Origin of the sequence: Longimicrobium sp. (assembly GCA_036389135.1) — a bacterium.
GTDB lineage: Bacteria > Gemmatimonadota > Gemmatimonadetes > Longimicrobiales > Longimicrobiaceae > Longimicrobium.
The window spans coordinates 57,981-81,348 of sequence record DASVQP010000077.1 but is presented as its reverse complement, the minus strand read 5'-3'; the positions used below and the strand labels follow the sequence as shown (position 1 = coordinate 81,348).

Sequence of the window (23,368 nt, the reverse complement as noted above, 5' to 3'; positions counted from 1 at the left end):
GTCGGCGGGTGGCGCTCTCGCATGCCTTGAAGTGAACCCAGTCGGAGAGCCGGATGCGGGAAATCCGCACGTCCGGTTCGATGAGCGGGTCGGGGAAACCGGGCAACCATGCCACGGCGCCCCGACTCGACTCTACTGAGACCAGCCGTTCAGGATGCCGTCACGGGCTCCACGTCAGCGATGCGCGGAGCTGGCGCGGCTCCACCGGGTGAAAGTGGACGTCGTTCACCCCGCCGGCCGGCTCGCCGCGCAGGCGTGAGGGATAGTAGTACTGGATGTCCGCCGCGCGCGAATTCAGCAGGTTGAGGATGGTGGCCTCCACACGGAGGCCGCGTGCGAGGTGCCAGCCCGCCTCCGCGTTGACCAGTGTGGCGGCATCGGCGCGCACCGAATTGTCCTCAACCAGCGGGTAGGCGCCGAAGTGTCGCACGCGGAGCGCACCGAACGGCCCCCGTTCCGGCGCCCACGCGATCCCGCCGGCGAAGACGTGCTCGAGCGCGCCCGGGATGCGGCTCTCATTCGCGGGGACTCCGGCGAGGCGGGCGCGCGCGAATGACACGTCCGCGTCGAGCGAGAGGGAGGGCATGGGGCGGTAGAAGTTGGCCCAGGTCACGCCGCCGCGCCGGCTGGTGGCGGAGGGCTTGGTCGCGCCCGCGTCGCCTACGAACAGGAGCTCGCTGTCCAGCTCCAGCGCCCACACCGTCAGCGTGGAGCGCAGCCCTCGCACCGGCGCCATCCGCAATCCGACCTCCGCGCCGCGGGAGCGCACCAGCGGGTCCACGCGCTCGGCCCGCTCGCCGGTGGCGGGGTCGATGGTGATGGTGGTGCCGCGCGCGTCGTTGCTGTGGAAGCCGAAGCCGCCGCTCAGGTACAGCTCCGCGGCCGTGGAGGGGGCGATCACGAGCGATGCCTTGGGGCTGATGATCCCCGCGCGGCGGTTGCCGGAGTTCTCCGGGCGGTCGCTGTCCACGTGAAAGGTGTAGCCGTCGCCGCGCACGCCTACGATGCTGCGCAGCCAGGGGCGCCACCGCGACTCCGCCTCGGCGAAGATCCCCGTTCCCGTCTCGCGCACGCGGTCCTCGCGAACCGTCGCGTGGCGGAGCTGCGCCTGCGTGCGGTACAGGCCGAGCCCGCCGATGAGGTCGGCGCGTGTCTGCGCGCCCGCCATCAGCCGGTGCTCCGTGCCGAGTGCCCGCGTAATGAGTGAGCGCTTGGCGTTGGCGCCCAGCACGACGCGGCGATCCTTTTGATTGAACTGGTCGCCGCGCTCGGGGTCGTCCAGGAAGTAGGTGAAGTTGGAGTACAGGTCCAGGTCGGAGTAGATGCCGAAGAGCTGCACCTCGTCGGAGGAGCGCGCGCCGGCGCGGCGCCACGAGCCGGACAGGCTGTAGCGCTCGGAGCGGCCGCCGTCGGTGGAGTCCACCTGCCCCAGCCGGCCGATTGCGCCGCCGTCCACCGCGCGCACCGGCACCTGGTCGTTGGAGTCCCATCGGTTGCGGTACGCCATCGCCAGCAGGGAGAAGCGCGAGGTGCCGCGGTCCGCAGAGTAGCGCGTCATCGCGGCCAGCTTGCGGATCCCCTGCGGGCGGTCCCACGGCCCGTCGTAGCTGCGCACTTCGACGCCGGCCAGCAGGTCGCCGCCCAGGGTTCGGGTAGATGCCCCGGCCGCCGCGCGCGCCAGCCCGTTCTGGCCCGCGCCGAGGGTCACAAAGGGGCGCTCCAGCGTGCGAACGAGGTGGAATTCCGCGCCGCCCGCGCTGCCGAAGTCGCCCAGCTCCGCGTGGTACACGCCCAGGCGGTAGTCCAGATGGCTCACCAGCTCCGGGACCAGGAAGTTGAGGTCGGTCCACCCCTGGCCGTGGCCGTGCGTGGGCATGTTCACCGGCATCCCCTCCACGCGCGTCTGGAAGTCGGTGCCGTGGTCCAGGTTGAAGCCGCGCACGAAGTACTGGTTCGCCTTCCCCTCGCCCGAGTGCTGGGTGACGATCATCCCGGGGACCGTCTCCAGCAGCTCGCCCTCGCGAGTGATGGGGCGCGAGCGCAGGTCCATCGCGCCCACCCGCCCCTGCGATGCCGTGGCCGCGATCCCGATCAGGTTGTCGAAGCGCCCGGTGACGCGCAGCGTGTCGAGCACCGCCGCCGTGTCGCGCCGCGGCGGGTCGGTCTGCGCGTGCAGCGTCGCGGCGCCGGACGCGAGGGCGGCGGCCAGGAGTGCCGAGCGCGTCCATCGCGCTCGGGTGGTGCAGCTGTGTCGATTCATGCGAGTCCCCGTGTTGTTTGCCGGGCACGGGATGCCGCCAGCCTCGATCTAGACGCCTAGTCGGAGGGCGCACGAAGACCAGGCTGCCGAAAAGGGCATCCCACGCTGAGCCGGAACGCGGTCGCGCTCCGGGAGCTATGACTGTTTTCAGCCCGGCGGTCTTGGGGGAGGCGTATCGATCCGCGCGGCGACCTGGTGCGGGGTCGGCGGGATCTGGCGTGCATGGCGAGCGTCCGCGTTCGTGGAGGGCGCGGACTTGGGGGGAGGGGCGAGATAGAACTTCGAGAGCGCATCGATCAGCAGCTCCGCGTCAGGAGCGCGATGCTGCCGGTGCGTGTGCATCCTGCCGCCGTGCTCGTGCAGCTGGTCCGGCGCGACGGATCGGGGCGCAGGTTCGGTTTCGCTGCTTGCAATCCGCGCGTGATGCTCGGACGGGTTCGCGTGCTCTGAGATTACATGCGCGTGCTCGCGCTCGGCTGCGCGCGTGTGCTCGGCTGCGTCGGCGTGCTCGCTCTCATCCGCATGCGCGTGTCCATGCTCACCCGAGCCTGCGCGCTGGTGCTCGCGCGCGCCTGCAGGTTCGTGCTTCGGCGGGGCGGCGTGCTCGTGCTCTTGCGCAGGAGGAGGCTCGTGCTCGTGCTCGGGGGTGCTCGCGAGCGTTCCATCCGCGCGGAGCCGCAGGCCGGCGGGGCGCTCCAGCTCCGCGTGCGGCTTTGCGGGGCTGGAGTGCGCGGTCGTGAGGTGCATCCAGAGGAAGCCCGCCTCGCCAATCGGGGTGCCCAGCAGCACCAGGAGGTACGCCAGCAGCAGCGGGAGGCGGGCGAAGCGCAGGTCGCGCGGCGGCTGGGCAGAGCGCGAGGGCACTTACGGGATCGGCTTGGGGCGGTCGCCGGGGACGAACATCATCGTCTTCCGGCTCGCCGCCGTGCCCGCCTGCACCACGTTCACCTGGTCGTCGTAGAGCGCGAACTGGAGCGTGCTCAGGACGCGTGCGCCGCGCAGCCCGCGCGGAAGGGGACCGCGCATGCACACCCACACCACGCCACCCTGCGGCCGGCTGCCGCACCAGCGCAGCGGCACGCGCGTCCCGTCCGGATTCCACAGCGCGAACGACGATGCCACGTAACGCGCCGTCGGGTCCTCAGCCGCGCGCGCGGCGGGGCGCGGATGCCGAGCGACGCCCAGTGCCAGGTCGTCCGCAAAGACGCGCACGTTCACCGTCACCGCGCGCTCGGCGGGGAGGTGCGTCACCACGGCGAGGGTGGTGTGGATGGGGTGCGCGGCGGGGCGGGCGGCGCCCAGCAGAGCCACCACGCAGAGCGCCGCCAGGGCGCGCCCTCGCCGCATCCACGGGCGCGGCATCTTACCAGGGGCTCCGCTCGAATGCCCACACCGTCGCGAACACCGCCACCACGCCCGAGACCAGCACCACCCGCATCCGCTGCGGCGAGAACGTGCCCGGCTGCCGCGCCAGCGCGAATCCGCGGTCCAGCAGCGTGAAGCCGGCCGCGGCGATCGCGAGCACCACGATCTGCCCCGCCTCGATCCCCAGGTTGAAGCCGAGGAGCGGCACGGCGATGCGGTCCACGAAGAGCTCGCGCAGGTAGTTGGCGAACCCCGCGCCGTGCACCAGTCCGAACACGCCGGCGAAGACCGGGCGGTAGCGGTTGGCCCAGGGCGCGCGCTCCCGGTTGGCCACCACGATGTTCTCGATCGCCGTGGCGACGATGGTCACCGGGATCAGGAACTCGATCAGGTCGGTGGGGAGGTTCAGCGCGCCCGTGACGGCGAGCGCCAGCGTGATCGAGTGGCCCACGGTGAAGGCGGAGATCACCCACAGCAGCTGCCGCCAGTCGCGCCGGTGGTACACGGCGGCCAAAACGAGCAGGAAGAGGATGTGGTCCATCGCCGCCAGATCGGTGATGTGGCGGAAGCCCAGGCGAAAGAAGACCAGGAGCTCGGACATCGCCCGTTACCCTCCGATGGAGTCGAGGACGGCGCGCGCCGTCGCGGGGTGGCGCGGATGGAAGCCGGGGTGGATCTCCAGCGCCTGCTCCAGGTGCCGGGCCGCGGCGGCGTCATTCCCCAGCGCGCGCTCGATCATCCCGGCGTGGAAGAGGAGCGACGCGTCCCTCGTGCCCATGCGCAGCGCGCCGGCCATGGCGCGGCGTGCCTCCGCGTGGCGGCCCTGGCGATGGAGCGCCCACGCCAGCAGATCGTAGCCGTACACGTCGCGGCGGGTGCGCAGATCGGCCGCTGCTTCGGCGGCGATGGGCGCGGGGTCGCTGCCGTGGTCGAGCTGAAAGAGGCTCCACGCGCGGTGCATGGAGCCGCTCTCCTGGCTCGCGGCCACGGCGGCGACGCGCGCGTACTCGCGGGCGCGCACCGAATCGCGCATGGCGAGCGCGATCTCGCTCATCTCGGCGAGGATCACGGGATCGAGCACCTGCGCAATGGAGCGCTCGTGCAGCGCCAGCGCGCGTTCATGGCGCCCGCGCGCCACCTCCACCCGCGCCAGGCCGGCGAGGATGCGGTGGTCTTCGGGGTTGATCGCCAGGCCGTCGCGATAGGCGCGCTCCGCCTGGCGCAGCTTGCCTGCGCGCAGCTCCAGGTCGCCGCGGCGCATCTGGAACCACGCCATCTGCTCGCGCGGCAGGTCGCCGCGGGCGAGGGCGTCGTGCGCGGCCTGGGCCAGCAGCTTCCGCGCCTCGTGCGTGCGGCCGCGGATCTCCTCCAGGCGGGCCGCGCGGGGCGCCACCGCCAGCGTCTTGCGGGTCATCGCGAGCGTGTCGAAGCTCGCGGCCGATGCGGCGTAGTCGCCCAGCTCCATCTGCACCTCGCCGAGCAGGGCGCGGTACGAGGGGCGCAGCGGCTCCTCGCTCACCAGCCCGGCGGCGATGGCGCGCGCTTCCTGGAAGCGGTGCTGCGCCAGGAGGCTGGAGGCGAGGGCGACGCGCGCGGAGGCGTTGCGGCCCTCGCGCAGGGCGATCGACTCGCGGGCCACGGCCTCGGCGCGCAGGACGTCCTGGAAGTCGCCCGTGCTGCGGCTGCGCTGCAGGTAGAGCGAGGCGAGGCGGGCGCGGTCGAGCGCGCTGAACGGGTCCTGCTTCGCCCGCAGCTCATAGAGGGCGATGTCCTTTTCGCGGATCTCCCCTTCCACGGCCAGCGACTCGGCCGAGGGTGGGGCGGCTTCGACCTCGCGCGTTCCCTGGAGGACGAAGAGTCCCCCGGCTGCGGCGCCGGCCAAAAGGATCGCGGCTGCTGTGGTCCTGGTCTTCATCGAGTGCATCACCTTGCGGGGGGCGCGACGGACCCCGCCGCCGTGTTTCGGTATGCGGTCCGCCCCACAGCATCGTGGGGCGGACCGCTTTCTCCATCGTGCCCGGACGTGGCACCTCGCCGCGCCCGGGCTCACTCCAGCACCGCGGTGCTACTCGCCGCGGACGCTCCCCGTCTTGCTCTCCACCTGGTACGGCTGGAACTCGCAGCCAGGACGGACCGGGACGTAGATCACGTCCGGACGCGTCTGGCCCATCTCCGCGAACACCGGCACGCCCATGTGGTCGCCCACACGAGTGACCTCGTTGACGCCGAGCACGCGCGGCAGGCCGTACTTGGCGAAGCGGCGGCCCTGGAACATCACGGGCTCGCTGTTGATGAACCACGTGGCGTTGCCCGCGTACTGCGCACCCATCGGGTGGGCCGTCGCGAACGGCTGGCCGTTGACCGTGGTGTCGCCGGCCGTCGGGTTGTACATCGCCGACACGTTGGTCAGGCTGCCGTCCTGCACCACGCACACCTGGATCGTCTGCATCTCGACGACGGGCGGCGGCGGCAGCGGCTGCACCACCGGCGCTTCGGGCATCGGCATCGGCGGGGGCGGGGGCGGCGCCATCATCGGAGCCTCGATGAGGTTGCCGAACATCGCCTTCAGGCCGATCACCACACGCGTCGTGACGGCGGTGCGGTCGTCCGCGATGCGCACCGTGCTCCCCGTCGGCTGGCGGATGGGGCCGATGAAGCCGTCACCCACGTGCACCGGCGAGTCGTAGACGTGCGCCGCGATCTCGCCGAAAACGCCCAGCATCTCCGTGAAGCGCAGGAGGTCGATCCCCGCGCCCGCGGTGCCCTGGCCCACGGTGGCGTGGTCCGGCTCGTAGCTGAGGCAGGCCGCCTGCAGCAGCGTCCCCGGCTCACACCCGGGACGGTCCTCGCCGGCCAGATCCACCGTCAGCCCGCCGCCGCCCGCGAACAGGTAGACGGAGCGGTACCAGTTGCCGCTGCGGATGAACGGGCGCGCCGCCAGGTTCAGATCGTAGAAGTAGCTGTTGAGCGCGTACGCCTGCCGGTTGCCAGCTTCGTTGAAGAGGTCGAAGAACCCTTCGCTCAACGACGGCACCCGCATCGGCACGTAGGCGCCGTGCAGGCGGAGGCCGAACATCGGCGTCGCCCAGAAGGTGGCGTGCGCGCCGAACGCGGGCGCGTACCCGGGCTTGAACGCCTGGCGGTCGTCGTTCTCCGTAGGCGTATCCGTACCGGTCAGCGTGATCGTCCTGCTCTCGTACCACCGGCTCGTCGCCGAGCCACCCGCGTACACGCCCACGTCGAAGCGGCTGGCCCGCGGCGTTCCCATCATCGTCTCCTGCGCCCCTGCCTGCCCCGCGGGGGCCGCAAGCAGCGCCGCCATCGCGGCGGACCTCCATGTAAGCTTCATCTATTCACTCCTCTCTTGCCGTGTTTGATCGTGGTGGGCGCGCCGGAGCCGCCGCCGTCATCCGTGCCCGTGCCGAGGCGCGTTGATGGAGCACGGGGGTCGCGTCGGCCTTCTAGACGGCGACCCGGCGCGCCTTCCATCAGGGGTTGGGCGCGGCGACGTACGGGAAGGTCGTAAGGTCCGCCTTCGTGTCCGGCACGTTGTCCGTCACCAGCCCCGGGCTGTTGTTGGCGTTGTTGCCCAGGGCGTTGCCAAAGATCACGCTCAGCCCCTTGTCCACCGCGTCGTCGCCGTCCAGCTTGCGGCCGCCGTAGCCGTTGGCGGGGTCCAGCGCGTGGGTCAGCCACCCCACCGTGGCGGAGGTCGCCACGTTGGCGGAGGTCACGCCGGCCGCGCGGTCCATCCGCACCACCAGCATGTCCGGGAGGAGTGCGTCGGCCACGGCGCCGGCGTAGGCGGCGTCGCGCCCGGCCACCGTCGTCATGAATGACACCAGGTCGTCGCGGAACTCCGCGCGGCTCTCGGACGGTATGATGTTGTTGTAGTGCGGGTGCTCCCGCTTCTCCACGAACACCTCGCTCACCAGCGGGTTGGCGAGGTACTCGATCTGGTCGAACGTCGTGGTGGTGTTGCCGATCCGGATCGTGTCGCGGACGGTCACGGTGACCACGTCGGTAATGGTGCGCGTGTCTTCGTCGTCGCATGCCCCCACGAGGGCGGCTACGGCGAGCACGGCAATGGCTGCGAAGCGCATCTTCATCTCTCGATCTCCTTTATCCGTTTCGTCGTAGGATCAGCGGCTGACGGTCGCCCACACGCCGATGTTGTTGCCACCCGTGGCGCTGCGCAGCGCCGACTCCGGCAGCTCCACCACGATGGCCATCGAGTTGAAGGGCGCCAGGAAGTCCACCGCGGGGCCGCGGGTCGCGTCGAACGGGCCCGGGTTGGACACGCTGGCCGGACGGAATGCGTTGGCGGACTTGGTGATCATCGACGCCGGCCCGCGCGACGGGCGGCGGTCCGGAAGGATGCGAAAGAACTGCTCGAGGTCGATGTAGAACGGATCGTCGCGCGGCCCCGTGAAGAGCTGTACCTGCGCCGTTCCCGTGCCGGTGGTGAGGGTGCCGCCCATGGCGCCCACGAGGTCGGGCGTGCTCTTGGCAACCCGGTTCAGCATCCCGCGCGTCGTCGGAACGATGGGCCCGAACATCCCCACCTGCTGCCCGCCGCCGGTGGCCGCGTCGTCGAACTGGAACTGGATGACCAGGTCCTCGATGGCGTCGCCGGTGTTGTCGATCTTGATCTGGTACAGCGCGTTCGGGTCGAAGCGCGCGGCGGCCGTGTTGGCCGGCGTGATGGGCGACTGCGTGGTCATCACCAGGGCCACGCGGTCCGTGGTGCTGCCGGGGAACACGTACACGTCGTTGATGTCCAGCCGCGGGCTGAGCTCAACTTCGGGTGTGTCCTGGTGGTCTGATCCCACCACCTGCCTTACTCCGGCCACCGTGGCCACGGACGCTGCTGCGAGCAGCACCGCCGCGGCTCCGCGTCGGGCCGAGAACGACATCCTCATGGGGGTCCCTCCCTGCTGGTTGTTGATTCCGGCGGAGCCAAGCGCTCCGGTGCCGGGTCCTGCGTTGCCTTCCAGACGGGAGAGCGACGGCCGGGTTGAGCGCCGTGCATCATTCCCTTCCAGATAGTTACGCCGCCCGTCCGCGAGTGGATCTCTCCGGCCGAAAATAGGAGCAGCAGGGCTCACGTGGAGACGCGGAGACGCGGGAGGAACAACAGAAAAAAGCCTCACGCAGAGGCCACAGAGGGAACCGCAAGCCACGGAGAAAACTCTTTTTGCTTTTCTCTCTGTGGCTCTGTGTGAGCCAAGCAGTTGCCTTTCTACGCGTCTACGCGTGAGGCAAACGAAGCGGAGGCCCGGGGAGATGTTCTCCCCCGGGCCTCCGTTGTATTGGGACTGCGGTTCAGGTCAGACGGTCGCGAGCTCGGTGTCGTGCTCGGACCAGGCGTCGCCGGAGTCGGTCCACTCGGGCGCGCCGCGGGTGTTGCGCACGTACGCGCCGGGCGTCACGCCCACGTTGCGGGCGAAGTAGCGCGTCAGGTGGCTCTGGTCCGCGAAGCCGGCTTCCAGTGCGGCGCGGCTGATGGAGACGCCGTTGGCCAGAAGGGAGCGCGCCGTGGCGATGCGCAACTGCGTGTGGTAGGTGTGCGGCGGTACACCGAAGCGCTTGGCGAAGGCGCGCAGCAGGTGGAACTTGCTCAGCCCCGCCGCCGCCGCCAGGTCGTCCAGCGACACCGCGCGCCCGGGCGATTCGTGCAGCAGGTCGCGCGCGCGGAGGAGGGCGGCGGAGCTGGGTTCGGCGGGGACGGCACGGGGGGCGGGCTCCACGAAGCGGCGCAGCACCTCGTCCAGCACCAGCGCCAGCCGGCACTGCGCCTCCAGCGCCGACGCATCGCGGTCCAGCGCCGCGTGGAGGGCGGTAATGGCGCGGAAAAGTGTGGCATCGGAGGTACAGGCGGGGCGCAGATGCACCGGTTCCGCGCTCCCGCCGCGGTAGCGCGCGAGCACCTCAGGGGCCACGAACAGCACGCGGAAGGAGGCCGGCCCGTCCACCCGGCGATCGGCGTGGACCTCGCCAGGCTCCATCATCAGCGTGTCGCCGGGGCGCACGGGGTGCGTCTCCTGCCGGTAGCGGTACTCACCCGTTCCGCGGTAAACGGTAGTCAGGGCATACACTTCGTGGTACCAGCGCCACAGACGATGGCTGCCGTCCACGCGCATGACTTCCACTCCCGGGAGAACCGCGGGGCGCCACACCCGCACCTGTTCTTCCAGCACCTTGCTCGCCACCGCGCACCTCTGCAGAGTAGACCGTTCCGACGCCTATGGAGCGCCCCCATACCCGAGCGGCCCGCAAATTGGCGGCCAATTGTATGGCGTGAAACTGACGTTTACTCCGGGTGCTGGATGCACAAAGGCGCGAGAGCGTCATGGCCGGTGGCCGCACCCCTCCCGCACCCGTCCTGGCGCTGCATCTCGCCCTTCTCAGAACGGAGCAAGATCATTATACGCAGGCGCTTCGCCGCTGCTACCCTCTCAGCGGGTGCCGGCGGTGCCCCTGCTCACACCGCGGCCGCCAGCAGCCCCGGCCGTTCGCGCGCGTAGCGTCCCGGTGTGGTGCCGGTGAAACGCTTGAAGTGGCGGCATAGGTGGCTGGCGTCCGAAAAGCCGGTGCGCACGGCGGCGTCCTGAACCGAGGTCCCGTCGCGCAGCATCTCCATGGCGCGGTCGACGCGCACCCGGTTCTGGTACGTGTGCGGCGGAATCCCCACGGCCTCGGTGAAGCGGCGCGCGAGGTGGAACTTGCTCACCCCGGCGACGCCGGCGAGCTCGTCCAGCGGAACGTTGCGGATCCAGTGCTGATCCAGGTAAGCGCGGGCACGCGACACGTAAGGCGCGGCGCGGCCGTCGCCATCCGAGGAGGGCAGGGCGGTGCGGGGGGCGGCGTCGGTCATCGGCATTGGCGGAAGGAGGGGGCGCGCAAGAACCGGCGTGCAATTTGTCACTCCTCCTTCCACCGGTCTTGAAGAAAAATGCGCACTCCTTTCCACGTCACGGAGAACTCCCCCTACACCCGGTTCTCTCGCGCGCCTCCAACCTCCGGCCCCCGTGACGTTCAGGCCCCCACCGCGACCGCCGTCGCGGGAGCCGGCACGTCGGGCGGGAGGAGGTGGGCGATGGAGTTGGCATAGTAGCGCAGCACCGCCTCCTCGCCGGGCGCGGGGCGGAACAGGCCGTCCGCGTCCTCGGTCACCAGGTGGCGAAGGGTGAGCATGCGCAGCCCCACGGTGACGGCGTAGTCCAGGTCGCGGCGCGGGACGTAGACGCGCGCACCCGCCGCCTCCGCGCTCTGCGCCAGCGCGTGCACGCCGGCCTTGAGCTCCAGCTCGCTCAGCGGCCCCACGTTGCGCAGGAAGACGGTGGCCGCCATCGATACGGGGAGCACGGGGATGGCGGCGCCGACTGCGCGCATCAGCTCGGCGCCGAGCTCCTCTACCACGGCGTGCCTCTCGTCGCCGTGCAGGGCGCGCGGGTCGATGCCGCGCGCCGCGCAGTGCGCCCGCATGGAGACGGGCGTGCCGAAGCAGGCGCAGGCGTAGCCGAAGCGGTGCCAGCGGTTGCGGGCCATCAGCCACAGGTTGCGCCACACGAAGGCCAGCGAGTTGCGCGCCGCGTCCCAGCGCCCCGCCCGCGGCCGCTCGGGGAGCGTGTCGGCGAGGAGGGTGCGGTCCTCCAGCACGCGGTCGTAGTTGAGGCCCACCGGCACGAACACCAGGTCGCGCTCGCCGTGCGGATCGAAGGCGCGCAGGATGTAGTCCAGCAGCCCCAGCTTGGGCGGGCGCAGGGCGCCGTCACGGCTCAGGCCGCCCTCCGGGTACACGGCCTGGGTGACGCCGGCCTGCGTCGCCATGAAGACGTACCGCTCCAGCACGCGCCGGTACAGCGCGTTCCCCGAGCCGCGGCGCACGAAGTAGGCGCCCATGGAGCGGATCAGCATGTGGAGCGGCCAGATGCGCGCCCACTCCCCCACCGCGTACGACAGCGCCGCCCGGTCGGAGGCGAGGTAGCCGACGAGCACGTAGTCCATGTTGCTGCGGTGGTTCATCACGAACACCACCGTGCTGCCGCGGGGGATGCCGGCCAGCCCCTCCTCGTCGCTCCACCCCAGCCGCACCCGGTAGAGGAAGCGCGCGATGCGCCGCGCCATCCAGTACCCCACGCGGAAGTACAGGTACGCGTTGAAGGACGGCACGATCTCGCGCGCGTACCGCTCCACCTTTGCCATCACGACCTCGCGCGGCATGCGGTGCTCGCGGGCGTGGGCCTCCGCCGCCTCCACCACGCGCGCGTCGTACACCAGCCGGTCGATCAGCACCTGGCGCTTGGTGAGCTTGAAGGGCGGGATCTCGAACGGGAGCCGCGTGTTCAGCTCCTCGATCACCCGGTTCGTCCGCTGCCGCACCAGCCAGCGGACGCTGGGCACCATCAGCCTGTCCAGCGCCGCCCAGGCGGCGAGGACTCCCAGGAGGATGGCGGCCCAGAGGGGAAGTTCGACGGATCTGTCCATCTATACCGTTCGGAGGAGAGCGCCGGCTCGCGGGACCGGTGGGGCAGGATCACCGTACCGCGCGCGCTCACAATGTGTGGGTCGCGGCCGTGGGATGCCAGCAACGCACCGCACGCCGCCGCCAGTCCCGAACGCAGGCCGTTCTGTACACTCCTTGCAAACCACATCTCCCGCAGCCCCCAGGAACCATGTACACCTGGAAAGTCGTACTCCGCGGCGCCGCCTTGCTGGTGTTGCTGGCCGTCTGCACGCATCCGGCCGGGGCACAAAACAGGGGAAGTGACGCTGTCCAGCAGAGTCAGCCTTCAAACCGGTTGAAGCGCTATCGTGCCCCCGCCCGTTCGGACACGATCAAGTACCGGTGGAGCACGGGCGCCTTGACGGGTGAGCCGGCCGTGGCTGGACGCACCGCGCGCATCCGCCTGCTGGACGAAAATCCACTGTGCTACTCCTACGCCTACGAGGCCCGCCCACACCTCGCCTCGGTAGACATCGCACGCCTGCTCACTGGCCTGGGCACGATCCCCGGTGCTGCGGCCGCAGCGACGACCACGCAGGCAGCGGCCGCAGGCACAGCGGACAGCGCTGCTTTGGGCACGAACTGGTTGAACAGTGGCCGGGAATTGCAGAACCTCGTCGAAAGCGCGAGCGGAATGACCGTGGACGCGGCGCGTTCCAAGGTGACGGAGGCCATCACGGCGGTGGACTTGGTTCGGAGCACCGTCGCGAGCCTAGAAGCCACATTGGCGCTCATCGAGAAGCCGACCTGCGATGGTACCGTGCCGGCCTCTGCGGTCGTCGCCGAGTGGGACGAGACATCGAACCTTTCCGGGCTCGCCGGCAATGTCAGTACCGCCGTACTGGCTCTCGACATCGCGCGTGCGGCGGTGCTCTCGGTCGAAGATGACGGGGTTGATGCCACCAGCCTTGCCACACTGGTCGGCCTCGGCACCTCGCTCCAGAGCGCGCGGACCTCACTGGATTCCCTCGAGCGCGCACGCCCGGAGCTCGTGCGCCGCATGGCCCGCGCAGATGCGATCGTCCGGGCCCTCGCGGAGCGTACGGACAACGCGTTCCTGGAACCGTTCGTACCGCAGGGCACGGACACCCTCTATCTTGTGCTCACCCGGCGCGAGCTGCACCCCGCAGATGGGAAGCCCGCGAACCCGACGGTGCAGACCATCCCGCTCCCGGTGCGGAACGGAATGCGGTTCTTCCTCAGCGCGGGCGCGTTGGCGAGCGGGCTCCGCGCGCGGGACTACCAGCGCGTCACGCGTGCGTACGCGGACACGACAAGGGGTGTCTACTCCACCTACGCCAACGTCTCGCGCGGCAATACGTTTGGGTTCTCACCCGTGCTGCAAGGGAATGTGGCGTTCCGCGACGTACGGGGTGGCGGTGTCTCATTCCTTGGAAGCACGGGGATCGCGGTGCGCTCGGTGAATGGGAGCAACTCGCCCGAGTTCCTCCTCGGCGCCGGCCTCGGCTTTCTGGACCGGATGGTATTCACCGCCGGTGTACACATGGGCCGGCGCGAGCGGCTCCTGCTGGGGAATCCGACGGAGGTCGCCGGGGGGCCGGTGTCGGACAAGGTCACTGACGATTCCGCTATCGGAGTGGAGTGGAAGCCCGCATTCATGACGGCGTTCTCGATCCGGCTCACGAACTGAAGCATCTTCGCCGAGGGGGCAGTCGAGTGTAACGAGACGGGGGTGAGGGCCCTCACGCCGGCAGCTGCATCACCACCCGGTACGCCTGCGTCAGGTCGCGGCGGAAGGCGTCGGCGCAGCCCCAGAGGTAGATGCGGAAGACGCGGTAGAGGCGCGTGCCGAAGCGGCGCTCGATCTCGTCGCGGGCGCGGTCCAGCTTGCGCGCCCAGGCGCGGCAGGTGAGCTCGTAGCTGTGGCGGTCGTCGTGCACCGAGATGAGCTGGAACGGGGTGGCGGCCACCTCGGCCAGGTACTCGTGCAGGCACATCAGGGTGCCGTCGCCGGGGTAGACGCGGCGCTCCAAAAAGGTGGAGTGGCTGTGCTTGCGCCGCGTGGCGCTGGCATCCAGGTAGATGCGGCCTCCCGGCTTCAGCAGCGTCTGGTACTTCTTCAGCGTGGCGGGATAGTCCGGGAGGTGCTCGGTGACGCCCAGGTTCACGATGGCGTCGTACGGCTCGTCCGGAGTGTGCTCCATCAGGTGCTCCCGGACGACGCGGCAGGGGAGCCCCTCGCGGTCGATCAGGGCGCGGATGAACTCCTCCGAGACGCGCGAGATGGTCAGCGAGGTGACGTGGATCCCCAGGCGGCCCGCGTGCTCCGTCATCGCCCCCCACCCGCCGCCGATGTCCAGCACCCGGTCCCCTGGCCGCGCGCCCACGGACTCCAGCGCGAACTCGATCTTGCGCGTGATGGCGTCTTCCAGCGGCTCGTCGTCGTGCTCGAAGACGCCCTGCGAGTAGCAGCGGTGGCGCGTGTCCAGGAAGCTGAGAAAGAACTCGGAGTCGGTGTCGTAGTGCTCGGCGATGAACGCCGCATCCGCCTTCGTGCGCCCGAACATCAGCGGGCGAAGAAAGCGCCATGCGTAGCGGAGCGGGTGGCGGTCGCTGAGCGACGCGCGGATCTCGAAGGCGCGCTCGAAATCCCCTTCCACGTCCAGGCTCCCGTCCACGTACGCGTCCGCCACCGCCAGCTTGTCCATGGAGGCGAGCGCGGCGGCCGCGCGCTTGTCGCGGATCACCAGGGTGAACACCGGCGCGCCGTTCCCAAAGGAGCGGAGCGAGCCGTCCATCATGCGAATGGCGAAGGCGGGTGCGCCCGTGGCGGCGATGCGGCGTTCCGCCTGGCGCAGGGTGGGGATGGCGGTGGCGATCATGGCGTGGGGGAGGGTAGGGTGGGGGACGGCGCCGCGCGGGGGCCCAGCAGGGCGTCCAGCCGGCCTGCTTCGCGCCACCCGGCGATCGCCTGGCGCGCGTGCTCGTATCCCGCCTCTACGATCTCGTCCAGGCGCGGGAAGTCCATCATCCCGAACCGCTCGATCGGCGGCCGGAAGGCGAAGTCGGCGTCCAGCAGTGTGACGCGCTGGCGGTAGGTGGCCTGCAGGACGGTGGCCCGCATCGCGACTTCGAGGAGCGAGGGGAAGCGCACGCGCGCCCCGCCCATGAAGCGCGCCCGCAGCACCTCCCACACGCTGGGCACGCGCTCGCAGGTGAACCCTTCATCGGATTCGATGGACACCTCGGCGGCGAACACGGTGCCGCACCCAAGCTGCCGCGCCACGTCCACGGGCACGTTGTTCACCAGCCCGCCGTCCACCAGCAGATGGTTGCCATGCAGCACGGGGACGGCGAAGGCGGGGAGGGAGCTGCTGGCCAGCACCACGCGCCGCACCAGCCCCTCGCGGTGCACCACCATCTCGGCCGCCGTCAGGTCGCTGGAGACGCAGAAGAAGGGTGTCCACAGGTCTTCCACCTCCAGGTCGCCGTGCACCTGCTTGCCGGTGATCTCGGGGAGGCGCGTCCCCACCAGCGAAAGGACGGGGAGGGTCCATCCCTTCTGCGGCGCCATCTTGAGGTAGACGTGGCGCTTGGTCTCCACGATGCGCGCCGCGTCGAACCCCTGCGCGTACTGCGCGGCCACCAGCGCGCCCATGCTGGTGCCGCCGATCAGGTCAATTGGGATGCCGGCCTCGTCCATCGCGCGCAGCATGCCGACGTGCGCCAGCCCGCGCGCCCCGCCGCCCCCCAGCACCACGCCCACGGTGCGCCCGGCGAGGAGGCGCGCCACCCGCCCGAAGTCCCCGTCGCGGTCCCAGCGCAGGTGCTGGTGGCCATCCACGCCCCGGTCCGCGAGCCAGTCGCGGGTCTTCGAAGGCGCCGTGGATCCGTCGGGGTGCACCAGGATTAGGGTGCGCGGCGCGGGGAGCCGCCCGTCGTCCGCCGCGGCGAGCGAGCGCTCCAGGTCGCCGAGCTTCGGATCGGCGCGGGCGTCGGCTACCAGCAGGACGCGGTCGGCGCGGCGCAGGCAGCGGCGGGTCCAGGCGGTGGGGCGCTCGTCCGCCTCGTAGAGCACGAAGCGGTTCGCCGTCTCCTGCCCCTCCAGCCAGGCCAGGAGGTGCGCCACCTCGTCGCTCTCCCACGCCTGCGCGATCCCGGGCTCGGCCATGCGCGCCTCCACCTCCGCCGCGTCCAGGCGCAGGACGGAGCCGTGCGGAGCCAGCGCCCGCGCCAGCCGCTCCACGAACTCGCGCACCGGCGCCCCCGGCGTGGCGGGGAGGATGGCGACGGCGGAGACGCGCGGCGGGCCGGAGGCGGGCGGCCGGTGCAGCCGCTCCGCCAGCCGGAAGGCGACCGCGCGCAGCAGCCCCGGCCTGCGGGTGGAGAGGGCGTCGAACTCCGCGGGGGTGAAGCCGACCAGGACGCTGTCGCGCACGGCCTCCACGCGCTCGGGGCGCCGGTCGCTCCCAAAGAAGGCCGCCTCCCCGATGCTCTCCCCCGGCCCCGCCTCGCCCAGCACGCGCGGCAGGTCGTCGACGCCGAAGGCCACGATGCGCACCCGCCCGCTGAGCACGAAGTACAGCTCGCCGGCGTGGGTGCCCTGCTCGAAGAGTAGCTCGCCGCGCGCGCGGTGCAGCCACCCCGCGGTCGCCTCCACGTCGTCCAGCAGCGCCCGGTCGAACGCGCCGAACACCCCGTGCAGCCGGCAGAGGAGCTGCCTGTGCCGGACGCGGTCGCGCGCTTCGCGTATTTCGGGGAACTCGGCGACCAGGCGGTCCGCGTCGTGGCCCTCCACGCACGCCAGCCGCACGGGCGAGTCCGCCACCAGCGCCAGCGGCCCGCCGGTGCCGGCGAGCACCTGCATCTCGTCCAGCGCCTCCCCCGCCTCGAAGGTGCGCACGGTGACTTCGGGCGCGCCGGGCGCCCGGTCGGCCGCTCGCAGTCGCCCGTCCAGCACGAAGTAGAGCGCCTGCGTGGGCTGGCCCGGCCCGAACAGCGCCTCCCCCTCGCCGAGCGCGACGGTGCTCGCCGCCGCCGCCAGCGCGCGGGCGACATCGGGGGCGAGTGCGCTCCACAGCGCGTCGGAACGGATCGGGTCCGGGAGGGTGGACGCGTCGTGGGTCATGCGCGTCGGGTATGGTACGGGAGGGGGTGGGTCACGGCGAGACTAGCAGGATAGTGCGCGACGGCGGGGACTGCAATGATTGTGGGGGCCCCTCACCCCCGTCTCGTTACACTCGACTGCCCCCTCTCCCGATAACAGGAGAGGGCTCCGCCCTCCTGTTCTCGGTAGAGGGGGCGGATGTTCGCGTGCCGCGCCGATGCCGTCGTGGGGGCGCGATTCATCGCGCCAACCCTCGCCCCCGCCTCGACCCCCGCCCGCCACACCGATGCCGTAGGGGCTGCCCCACGTGGCTGCCCGTGTCCGCCCCCGCGACGAACCATGCCATCACGGACCAACGCGCGCGACCTACCGCGGAATGTCGTCGCGGCGGCCGGGGCGCAGGGGCACGATCGACGCCGGGCCGCCGTGCGTGGGCCGGGTGAAACCCGGCACGCGTGTCAGGTCGAACAGCTTGAGGCCGGCACCCGTGATGTCGTCCATCCGCAGCACGCGGTCGGACCTCGGCAGCGCGACGTACAGGCGGTCGAACATGTCCGTGGCGACACCCCTCGGGTGGCTGATCCCGGTTCTGTACTCCGCCCATCCGGCACCCGTGATGTCGTCGATCTTTACGATGCGGTTGTTGAAGTAGTCGGATGCGTAGATCCGCCCCTTGCTGTCCACCGCGAGCCCCGTGATGGAGTTGAACTGGCCCCTCCCGCCCCCGTGCGACCCGAACGCCGTCCACCCGTTGCCGGTGATGTCGTTCATGCGCACGATGCGGCTGCCGTCCGCAACGTAGATCCGCCCCATCGGGTCGATGGCCGTGTGCTCCGGGTACGCCAGCTGCCCCGGCCCCGTCCCCGGCCCGCCCACCAGGCGCAGGTCGCGGCTCGCCATGTCGTAGCGGAAGATCTGCTTCGTGGAGCTCGACACCCCGTACATCACCAGCCCCGAGGCGTCCAGGTCGAAGTCGGTGGTCTGGTTGAGCCGCCCGTCGATCACCTGCCAGCCGGGGGTGGGGAGGAGGACGCGGTTCTGCGGAATCCCTCCCGGAATCAGCGCCACGAGCCGCCCCTGCGGCCCCAGCCCCAGGCGCGGCGCCGTCGTCTCGGGCCCCCTGCGGAAATCGTTCGCGAGCTCCTGCACCGCCGCGCCGGCCATGTTGTCGATCCGGATCGCGTGCCCGCTGTACAGGCCGATCAGCAGGGGCACGTCCGGGCGCGGCGTTGGCGCGACCGGGATGACGCGCATCGGCGGCCGCCCGGTGATGGGCGTCCCTACGCGCTCCACCTGCGCGGCGGCGGGCGAGCCGGCGGCGATGGCGATGGCGGCGGCGAACAGGACTCGGGCGATGGAGAGGCTGCGCATGGCACTCCGGGGGGCGGGGAGCCGCGGGCGCGGGATGCGCCTGCGTCGGGCGGGATGGACGGCCGGGGGTGTAGCAGGCGGAGGCCGGCCGGGCAATATGCGACGCGGCCGGACGGTGGGGAAGAGTGGCGATGCACCGCGCCGCGACGGGATCGTTGCGCGTGTCGGGAGCGGCGCGCATCTTCGGCGGGTTTCCTCTCCCCGCGGCTCCCCAATCCTTCTTGGAGGTTCCCCCATGATGCGCAGCATCGGCGCGGTCGTCCTCGGCTTCGTGCTCATCGGTGTGCTTTCCGTCAGCGGAGACATGGTGCTCCGCGCCGTCATGCCGGGCGCCTTCGACGCTCGGGGCGCGGTGGGCAGCACGCCGGTGCTCCTCCTGGTGCAGGGGTACGTGGCGGTGTTCGCGATCTTTGGATGCTACGTGGCCGCGCGGCTGGCGCCGAACCGGCCCATGGCGCACGCCCTGGTACTGGGCGTGCTGGGGCTGGCCTTCAACATCGCGGGGAGCATCGCGCGGTGGGACCACGCCCCGGCCTGGTACCACGTCCTCGCCATCGCGCTGGTGATGCCGTACGCCTGGCTCGGCGGCCGCCTGCGCGAGCGCCAGCTGGAGCGCACCGGCGCCGCTCCCCGCGCGGCCGCCGCGGCCTGACGGCTGCCCGCGGGTACGAAGCAAGAGGGAGCGCCCAGGCCAGGGCGCTCCCTCTTTTCACGTACCTCCGCCGGCGTCAGTTAGCCGGAGCGGGACGGGCCTTCTGCGGCTTGCGGGCCACGTCCAGGATCGGCGCGTCACGGCCCGCACGCATGGCCGGCTGCGTGCCCTTGGCTGGCAGCCGGGCCTGGATCTCCGCGGCTTCGCGGGCCGCGCGCTCCGGCACGCGGCTCTGCCCCTGCTGCGCGGAGAGGGAGAGGGGTGCGCAGGCGAGGGCGAGCGCGATGAGTAGTGTACGCATCGTCAGGGTTTGCCTCTTCAAGGTGTGGAAGTGGTGAGGGACAGGGTATACGTGCCCGTCGCGCTGTAGAAGTAGCTGCTCGTCCGGATTGTGTACGCTCCGGCGCGCGGCGCGGTGTATGTGATCCTGGAATCGGTGCCTCCCCCCCCGTCGTCGTTCTCCGCCACAGAGCTGTTCGAGTCGTCCGTCAGGATCAGGTACGTGTCGAAGTTCGTGGAGCGCTGGAAGATCGTGATCTGCTGTCCGGCCCGCAGGTACACGAGATAGTCGTCGCGGTACCTGGCGTTGCTCAGCGTGCAGTCGCCGCTCGCCAGGCTGCCGCTGAACGTCGCGCCTGGGACGATCCAGGCCTCTACGCAGCCGGTCCGCGCCGGCAGCGCGCGCGAGGAAAGCTCGTACGCCCCCGTCTGCCCGCCCGCGAACGATGAGGTGCCCAGCATGTACTGCCCCGCCGGGGCGATCACCCGGATGGACGAGTTGTCCCCCCCCGCGCCGTCGTCGTCGAAGGCCAGTGTACGCCCGGCCGCGTCGTACAGCACGAGGAAGGCGTCGATCGCGGTGCTGGTGAGGAGGAACTCCTCCACCATCGCCGACGACGAGCTGGTCTGGTAGAAGTCGATGAGCGCCCCCGAGCTGAGCCTGCAGTCGCCCGCCGCGAGCGTTCCGCTCAAGGGGGTGCGCAGGGCGAACGGGGTGGCCGTGGTGCAGGGGTCCAGTGCCGTGGCCGTGAAGGTGGTGCTTCCGGCGGAGCCTGCCGTAGCCGTGAGCGTGTTGATGCCCACCGTGCCCAGCGTCCAGCTTCCCAGCGTCGCGCGGCCGTCCGCCCCCGTGGTGGCGGACGCCCCGGTGATGCTTCCGCCCCCGCTGGCCACCACGAACGTCACGATCACCCCCGGCACCAGGTTCCCCATTGCGTCCGTCACGATCAACGAGGGCGCCACCGGAACCGGGGACCCGGCGCGTGCCTGCTGGTTGTCGCCCGCGGCCTTGATGATCGCCGCCGGCGCTCCCGCGGTGCCCGTGGCGGTAAACTGCACCGGAGGCAGTGCCGCCACCGTCGCCGTCAGCGTATTTACTCCCGCGGCGGTTCCCAACGTCCAGCTCCCCGCGCTCGCCACGCCGTCGGCATTGGTGGTGGCGCTGCCGAGCGTGACGCTTCCTCCGCCGCCCGTCACGGTAAAGGTCACCGGCACGTTCCGCACGCCCCGCCCCCGGTGGTCCTGTACGCGCACCACGGGCGGCGTCGCGACGGGGGTCGCCACCGTCGCCGTCAATGTGGTGGGCGTGGTGGCGGTGACGGTGGCGGGCGGACGGGGGCCGGTGCTTCCGCCGTCGCATGAGGCGGCCATCCCGGCCAGCAGGACGAGAGCGGTGCCGCGCCAGCTTGTTCTTGTTCGTTTCATCGGCCTTGCGGGGGTTGGTGGTAAGACCGCGCGGGAGTCCGGGCGGCGATGGAAAGCGCGCCACGGCGCGTGCCTTCAAGCGAAGAGAGACCCCATGTACGCGCCCACTGCCGCCATGCCTCGGGTGGGAACCATACGGGCCGCCGATCCCGTGTTACTCGAAAATTGGGAAGACCAGCGCTGGAGAGTTCTGCCGGATTTGGCTCTGTAGGAGCGTAGTCCATGGAGAGGGATAGGCACGCGGTCGACAGAGCGCGTGAACCGACAGGGTAAAAAGTGCTGGGAAGTACCCGCAGCGCTGCCTTCTAACCCCTCGCGACAAAGGAGAGCTACGTTTGCGCCACTCTCTTATTACTATACTAAGTGTGTCGTAAGTCGGAAGCAAGGCTGTCGGAGTCGTGCCGGTTGCCACGCCCGCGCACGGCCTCTTCTGGATCATTGTCGGACAGCTCTCGCTATTTTCCCTGGCCACGGATCTCCTGCGCCAGCACTTGACAACCGCGTGCCTCAAACAGAGATACAGAGAGAACAACCCAGAGCCTTTTCTCTGTGGCTCGCGGTTCCCTCCGTGTTCTCTGTGTGAGGCTGTTTCTGCCGGTCTCTGCGCGCTAGTTCCCCAAGCTGCGGATCTCCTGGGCTCGCGCGCGGCTCACCGGCACGCGGGCGCCGTCCAGCATCTCCGCCTCCAGGTTGCCGCGGGCGTCGGGCCTGAAGGCGCGCACCTGGTCCAGGTTCACGATGTGCGCGCGGTGCACCCGCGCGAAGCGGCGCGGGTCCAGGCGGGTGACGAGGCGGCTCAGCGAGAGATGGAGCACGTGGCGGGCGTTGCCGTCGTGGGCGATCACGTAGTCGCCGTCGGCCTCGAACCACGAGACGCGCTCCACCGGGAGGGCGGCGAGGGCGCCGCCGATCCGCACGAAGAGCCTGCTGATGGGCCCGCCGCCGAGCGCGCCGCTCAGCCGCTCGATGGGGTCCGCCGGCGCGGGCTCGCCGAGCGCGGCGCGCACGCGTTCCACGGCGGCGGCCAGGCGCGTGGGGCCGAACGGCTTCAGCAGGTAGTCCACCGCGCCGAGCTCGAAGGCGGTCACCGCGTGCTCGGAGTAGGCGGTGGTGAAGATGACGAACGGCGGCCGCTCCAGCCGGCGCAGCACCTCGGTGCCCAGCAGCCCCGGCATCTGCACGTCCAGGAAGACGAGCTCGGGACGCAGCGCCTGTATCCCCGTGACCGCCGACTCCCCGTCCGCCGCCTCGCCCACGACCTCCACCCAGTCGTAGGCGCGCAGCATCGCGCGCAGGCCGGCGCGCGCGACCGGCTCGTCGTCCACCACGTAGGTCCTGACCTTCACCCTTCCCTCCCGCGCCGCCGCGGCACCACCAGCACCGCCTCGTAGCCGCCGTCCGCGGCCGGGCCGCACGCCAGACGCGCGGTGCCGCCGTAGAGCACCGCCAGCCGCTCGCGCAGCCTCGCCAGCCCGGTTCCCGCGCCGTTCCCCGCGGCACGGGCGGGGCCGTCGCCCGTGTTGCGCACCGAGAGCGTCAGCTCACGCGCGCTCCCCGCGGCGCTGACCACGATCTCCGTGGCGGCCACGCGCGGCGCGGCGCCGTGGTGCACCGCGTTCTCCACCAGCGTCTGCAGCGCGAATGCGGGGACGCGCTCGCCCAGCAGGCCGTCGGGGAGCTCCGAGCGCACGGCCAGCCGCTCTCCGAAGCGGATCCGCTCGATGGCCAGGTAGCGCGACACGAAGCTCCATTCGTCGCCGAGCGTCACCTCGTCGCGCTTCTCCTCCAGCGTGGTGCGCAGCAGGTCCGCCACGAGCTCCGCGGCCTCGGCGGCGCGCTGCGGCTCGATGGGGATGAGCTGCACCACCGTGTGCAGCGCGTTGAAGAGGAAGTGCGGCTGGATCTGCGCCCGCAGCGCCGCGAGCTGGGTGCGCGCGGACATGGCCTCGGCGCGGGCGGCGCGCGCGGAGCCCTCGAAGGCGTGCGCCACCCCGGCCACGATGGCGTAAAGAAAGGTCCCGATGATCAGCATCTCGCTCCCTGGCCCGGCCATCCGCCGGACGGCTTCGAGCCGCGCGACGAACGGGGCGCCCAAGATCAGCGTCTCCCCCGCGCTCGCCAGCAGGAGCCAGGCGGCGGCGGCCAGCGGCGCGGCGGCGACGTGCATCGCCAGGAAACGGAAGCGGAACGGCCGCGGCCACGGTACCCGGCGAACCAGGCGGCTGACGACGAACGCCACCAGCAGCCCGGCGGGAATGCGGATGGCGGCGGTCGCGATCTCGTCCGCGGTGAACGACGACACGGCTTCGCGGACGGACTGTTGGATCAGGTGCAGAGCGAGCAATCGCGTATCGGGGAAAGGGGGGATGGCGGAGCGCTGAATGATGATACCCACCCGCACGCCATCCCCGCGACGGCCCGCGCCGCCATTCGGCGGTC

18 protein-coding genes and 1 pseudogene are annotated in these 23,368 nt (G+C 71.1%); 2 read left to right on the top strand and 17 right to left on the bottom strand.

From position 1 onward, the window contains the following. Nucleotides 1-160: 160 nt before the first annotated feature. The 10 genes and pseudogenes from VF584_18730 to VF584_18685 form a co-directional block, all read right to left on the bottom strand. Nucleotides 161-2,260, bottom strand: a complete 2,100-nt coding sequence (locus tag VF584_18730) for a TonB-dependent receptor (GenBank protein HEX8212219.1) — start codon at nucleotides 2,258-2,260, stop codon at nucleotides 161-163. Nucleotides 2,261-2,407: 147 nt separating this feature from the next. Then, nucleotides 2,408-3,124 carry a hypothetical protein gene (locus VF584_18725; protein HEX8212218.1) on the bottom strand — a complete coding sequence of 239 codons (717 nt, stop codon included), beginning with the start codon at nucleotides 3,122-3,124 and terminating at the stop codon, nucleotides 2,408-2,410. Beyond that, nucleotides 3,125-3,622, bottom strand: a complete 498-nt coding sequence (locus tag VF584_18720) for a DUF6702 family protein (protein HEX8212217.1) — start codon at nucleotides 3,620-3,622, stop codon at nucleotides 3,125-3,127. A 1-nt stretch (nucleotide 3,623) separates the two neighbouring features. Then, nucleotides 3,624-4,226, bottom strand: coding sequence for a HupE/UreJ family protein (locus tag VF584_18715; GenBank protein HEX8212216.1), 603 nt, complete (start codon nucleotides 4,224-4,226; stop codon nucleotides 3,624-3,626). A 6-nt stretch (nucleotides 4,227-4,232) separates the two neighbouring features. Beyond that, a complete protein-coding gene (locus VF584_18710; protein ID HEX8212215.1) occupies nucleotides 4,233-5,540 on the bottom strand; it encodes a tetratricopeptide repeat protein in 1,308 nt (435 codons plus the stop codon). Nucleotides 5,541-5,690: 150 nt separating this feature from the next. Beyond that, nucleotides 5,691-6,974, bottom strand: coding sequence for a hypothetical protein (locus VF584_18705; protein HEX8212214.1), 1,284 nt, complete (start codon nucleotides 6,972-6,974; stop codon nucleotides 5,691-5,693). Nucleotides 6,975-7,113: 139 nt separating this feature from the next. Next, a pseudogene (locus tag VF584_18700) lies at nucleotides 7,114-8,541 on the bottom strand (DUF4331 family protein). Nucleotides 8,542-8,955: 414 nt separating this feature from the next. Further along, nucleotides 8,956-9,837: an AraC family transcriptional regulator gene (locus tag VF584_18695; GenBank protein HEX8212213.1), complete on the bottom strand. Its 882-nt coding sequence runs from the start codon at nucleotides 9,835-9,837 to the stop codon at nucleotides 8,956-8,958. A 272-nt stretch (nucleotides 9,838-10,109) separates the two neighbouring features. Continuing rightward, nucleotides 10,110-10,502 (bottom strand): AraC family transcriptional regulator, encoded by a 393-nt coding sequence (locus VF584_18690; GenBank protein ID HEX8212212.1) that lies wholly within the window; start codon nucleotides 10,500-10,502, stop codon nucleotides 10,110-10,112. Nucleotides 10,503-10,663: 161 nt separating this feature from the next. Next, nucleotides 10,664-12,115 carry a 1-acyl-sn-glycerol-3-phosphate acyltransferase gene (locus tag VF584_18685; protein ID HEX8212211.1) on the bottom strand — a complete coding sequence of 484 codons (1,452 nt, stop codon included), beginning with the start codon at nucleotides 12,113-12,115 and terminating at the stop codon, nucleotides 10,664-10,666. A gap of 188 nt (nucleotides 12,116-12,303) precedes the next feature. Between VF584_18685 and VF584_18680 the strand changes: the two genes are divergently transcribed. Beyond that, nucleotides 12,304-13,785 carry a hypothetical protein gene (locus tag VF584_18680; protein HEX8212210.1) on the top strand — a complete coding sequence of 494 codons (1,482 nt, stop codon included), beginning with the start codon at nucleotides 12,304-12,306 and terminating at the stop codon, nucleotides 13,783-13,785. A gap of 52 nt (nucleotides 13,786-13,837) precedes the next feature. On the opposite strand, the gene VF584_18675 is transcribed toward VF584_18680, so the two are convergent. From VF584_18675 to VF584_18665, 3 genes are all read right to left on the bottom strand, one after another. After that, on the bottom strand, nucleotides 13,838-14,977 hold the full coding sequence (locus VF584_18675; GenBank protein HEX8212209.1) for a class I SAM-dependent methyltransferase: 1,140 nt from the start codon (nucleotides 14,975-14,977) through the stop codon (nucleotides 13,838-13,840). Continuing rightward, nucleotides 14,974-17,223, bottom strand: coding sequence for a cyclic nucleotide-binding domain-containing protein (locus VF584_18670; protein ID HEX8212208.1), 2,250 nt, complete (start codon nucleotides 17,221-17,223; stop codon nucleotides 14,974-14,976). The genes VF584_18675 and VF584_18670 overlap by 4 nt, the downstream gene beginning before the upstream one ends. 345 nt (nucleotides 17,224-17,568) lie before the next feature. After that, entirely contained in the window at nucleotides 17,569-18,573 is a 1,005-nt protein-coding gene (locus VF584_18665; protein ID HEX8212207.1) for an NHL repeat-containing protein, read from the bottom strand. A gap of 235 nt (nucleotides 18,574-18,808) precedes the next feature. Between VF584_18665 and VF584_18660 the strand changes: the two genes are divergently transcribed. Next, on the top strand, nucleotides 18,809-19,225 hold the full coding sequence (locus VF584_18660) for a hypothetical protein (GenBank protein ID HEX8212206.1): 417 nt from the start codon (nucleotides 18,809-18,811) through the stop codon (nucleotides 19,223-19,225). A gap of 76 nt (nucleotides 19,226-19,301) precedes the next feature. Here the strand turns inward: VF584_18660 and VF584_18655 are convergent, their stop codons facing one another. The 4 genes from VF584_18655 to VF584_18640 form a co-directional block, all read right to left on the bottom strand. Then, complete coding sequence (locus VF584_18655) at nucleotides 19,302-19,526, bottom strand: hypothetical protein (protein HEX8212205.1); 225 nt, start codon at nucleotides 19,524-19,526, stop codon at nucleotides 19,302-19,304. Between the two features lie 17 nt (nucleotides 19,527-19,543). Then, complete coding sequence (locus tag VF584_18650; protein ID HEX8212204.1) at nucleotides 19,544-20,929, bottom strand: pre-peptidase C-terminal domain-containing protein; 1,386 nt, start codon at nucleotides 20,927-20,929, stop codon at nucleotides 19,544-19,546. Nucleotides 20,930-21,537: 608 nt separating this feature from the next. Next, entirely contained in the window at nucleotides 21,538-22,275 is a 738-nt protein-coding gene (locus tag VF584_18645; protein ID HEX8212203.1) for a LytTR family DNA-binding domain-containing protein, read from the bottom strand. Beyond that, on the bottom strand, nucleotides 22,272-23,273 hold the full coding sequence (locus tag VF584_18640) for a histidine kinase (protein ID HEX8212202.1): 1,002 nt from the start codon (nucleotides 23,271-23,273) through the stop codon (nucleotides 22,272-22,274). Before VF584_18640 ends, VF584_18645 begins: the two co-directional genes overlap by 4 nt. Nucleotides 23,274-23,368: the final 95 nt, after the last annotated feature.

Excerpts from the sequence above, each read along its gene's own strand:
- VF584_18730 (HEX8212219.1), bottom strand. The coding sequence starts at position 2,260 with ATGAATCGACACAGCTGCACCACCCGAGCGCGATGGACGCGCTCGGCA.
- VF584_18720 (HEX8212217.1), bottom strand. The coding sequence starts at position 3,622 with ATGCCGCGCCCGTGGATGCGGCGAGGGCGCGCCCTGGCGGCGCTCTGC.
- VF584_18715 (HEX8212216.1), bottom strand. The coding sequence starts at position 4,226 with ATGTCCGAGCTCCTGGTCTTCTTTCGCCTGGGCTTCCGCCACATCACC.
- VF584_18710 (HEX8212215.1), bottom strand. The coding sequence starts at position 5,540 with ATGAAGACCAGGACCACAGCAGCCGCGATCCTTTTGGCCGGCGCCGCA.
- VF584_18705 (HEX8212214.1), bottom strand. The coding sequence starts at position 6,974 with ATGAAGCTTACATGGAGGTCCGCCGCGATGGCGGCGCTGCTTGCGGCC.
- VF584_18690 (HEX8212212.1), bottom strand. The coding sequence starts at position 10,502 with ATGACCGACGCCGCCCCCCGCACCGCCCTGCCCTCCTCGGATGGCGAC.
- VF584_18685 (HEX8212211.1), bottom strand. The coding sequence starts at position 12,115 with ATGGACAGATCCGTCGAACTTCCCCTCTGGGCCGCCATCCTCCTGGGA.
- VF584_18680 (HEX8212210.1), top strand. The coding sequence starts at position 12,304 with ATGTACACCTGGAAAGTCGTACTCCGCGGCGCCGCCTTGCTGGTGTTG.
- VF584_18675 (HEX8212209.1), bottom strand. The coding sequence starts at position 14,977 with ATGATCGCCACCGCCATCCCCACCCTGCGCCAGGCGGAACGCCGCATC.
- VF584_18670 (HEX8212208.1), bottom strand. The coding sequence starts at position 17,223 with ATGACCCACGACGCGTCCACCCTCCCGGACCCGATCCGTTCCGACGCG.
- VF584_18665 (HEX8212207.1), bottom strand. The coding sequence starts at position 18,573 with ATGCGCAGCCTCTCCATCGCCCGAGTCCTGTTCGCCGCCGCCATCGCC.
- VF584_18660 (HEX8212206.1), top strand. The coding sequence starts at position 18,809 with ATGATGCGCAGCATCGGCGCGGTCGTCCTCGGCTTCGTGCTCATCGGT.
- VF584_18655 (HEX8212205.1), bottom strand. The coding sequence starts at position 19,526 with ATGCGTACACTACTCATCGCGCTCGCCCTCGCCTGCGCACCCCTCTCC.
- VF584_18650 (HEX8212204.1), bottom strand. The coding sequence starts at position 20,929 with ATGAAACGAACAAGAACAAGCTGGCGCGGCACCGCTCTCGTCCTGCTG.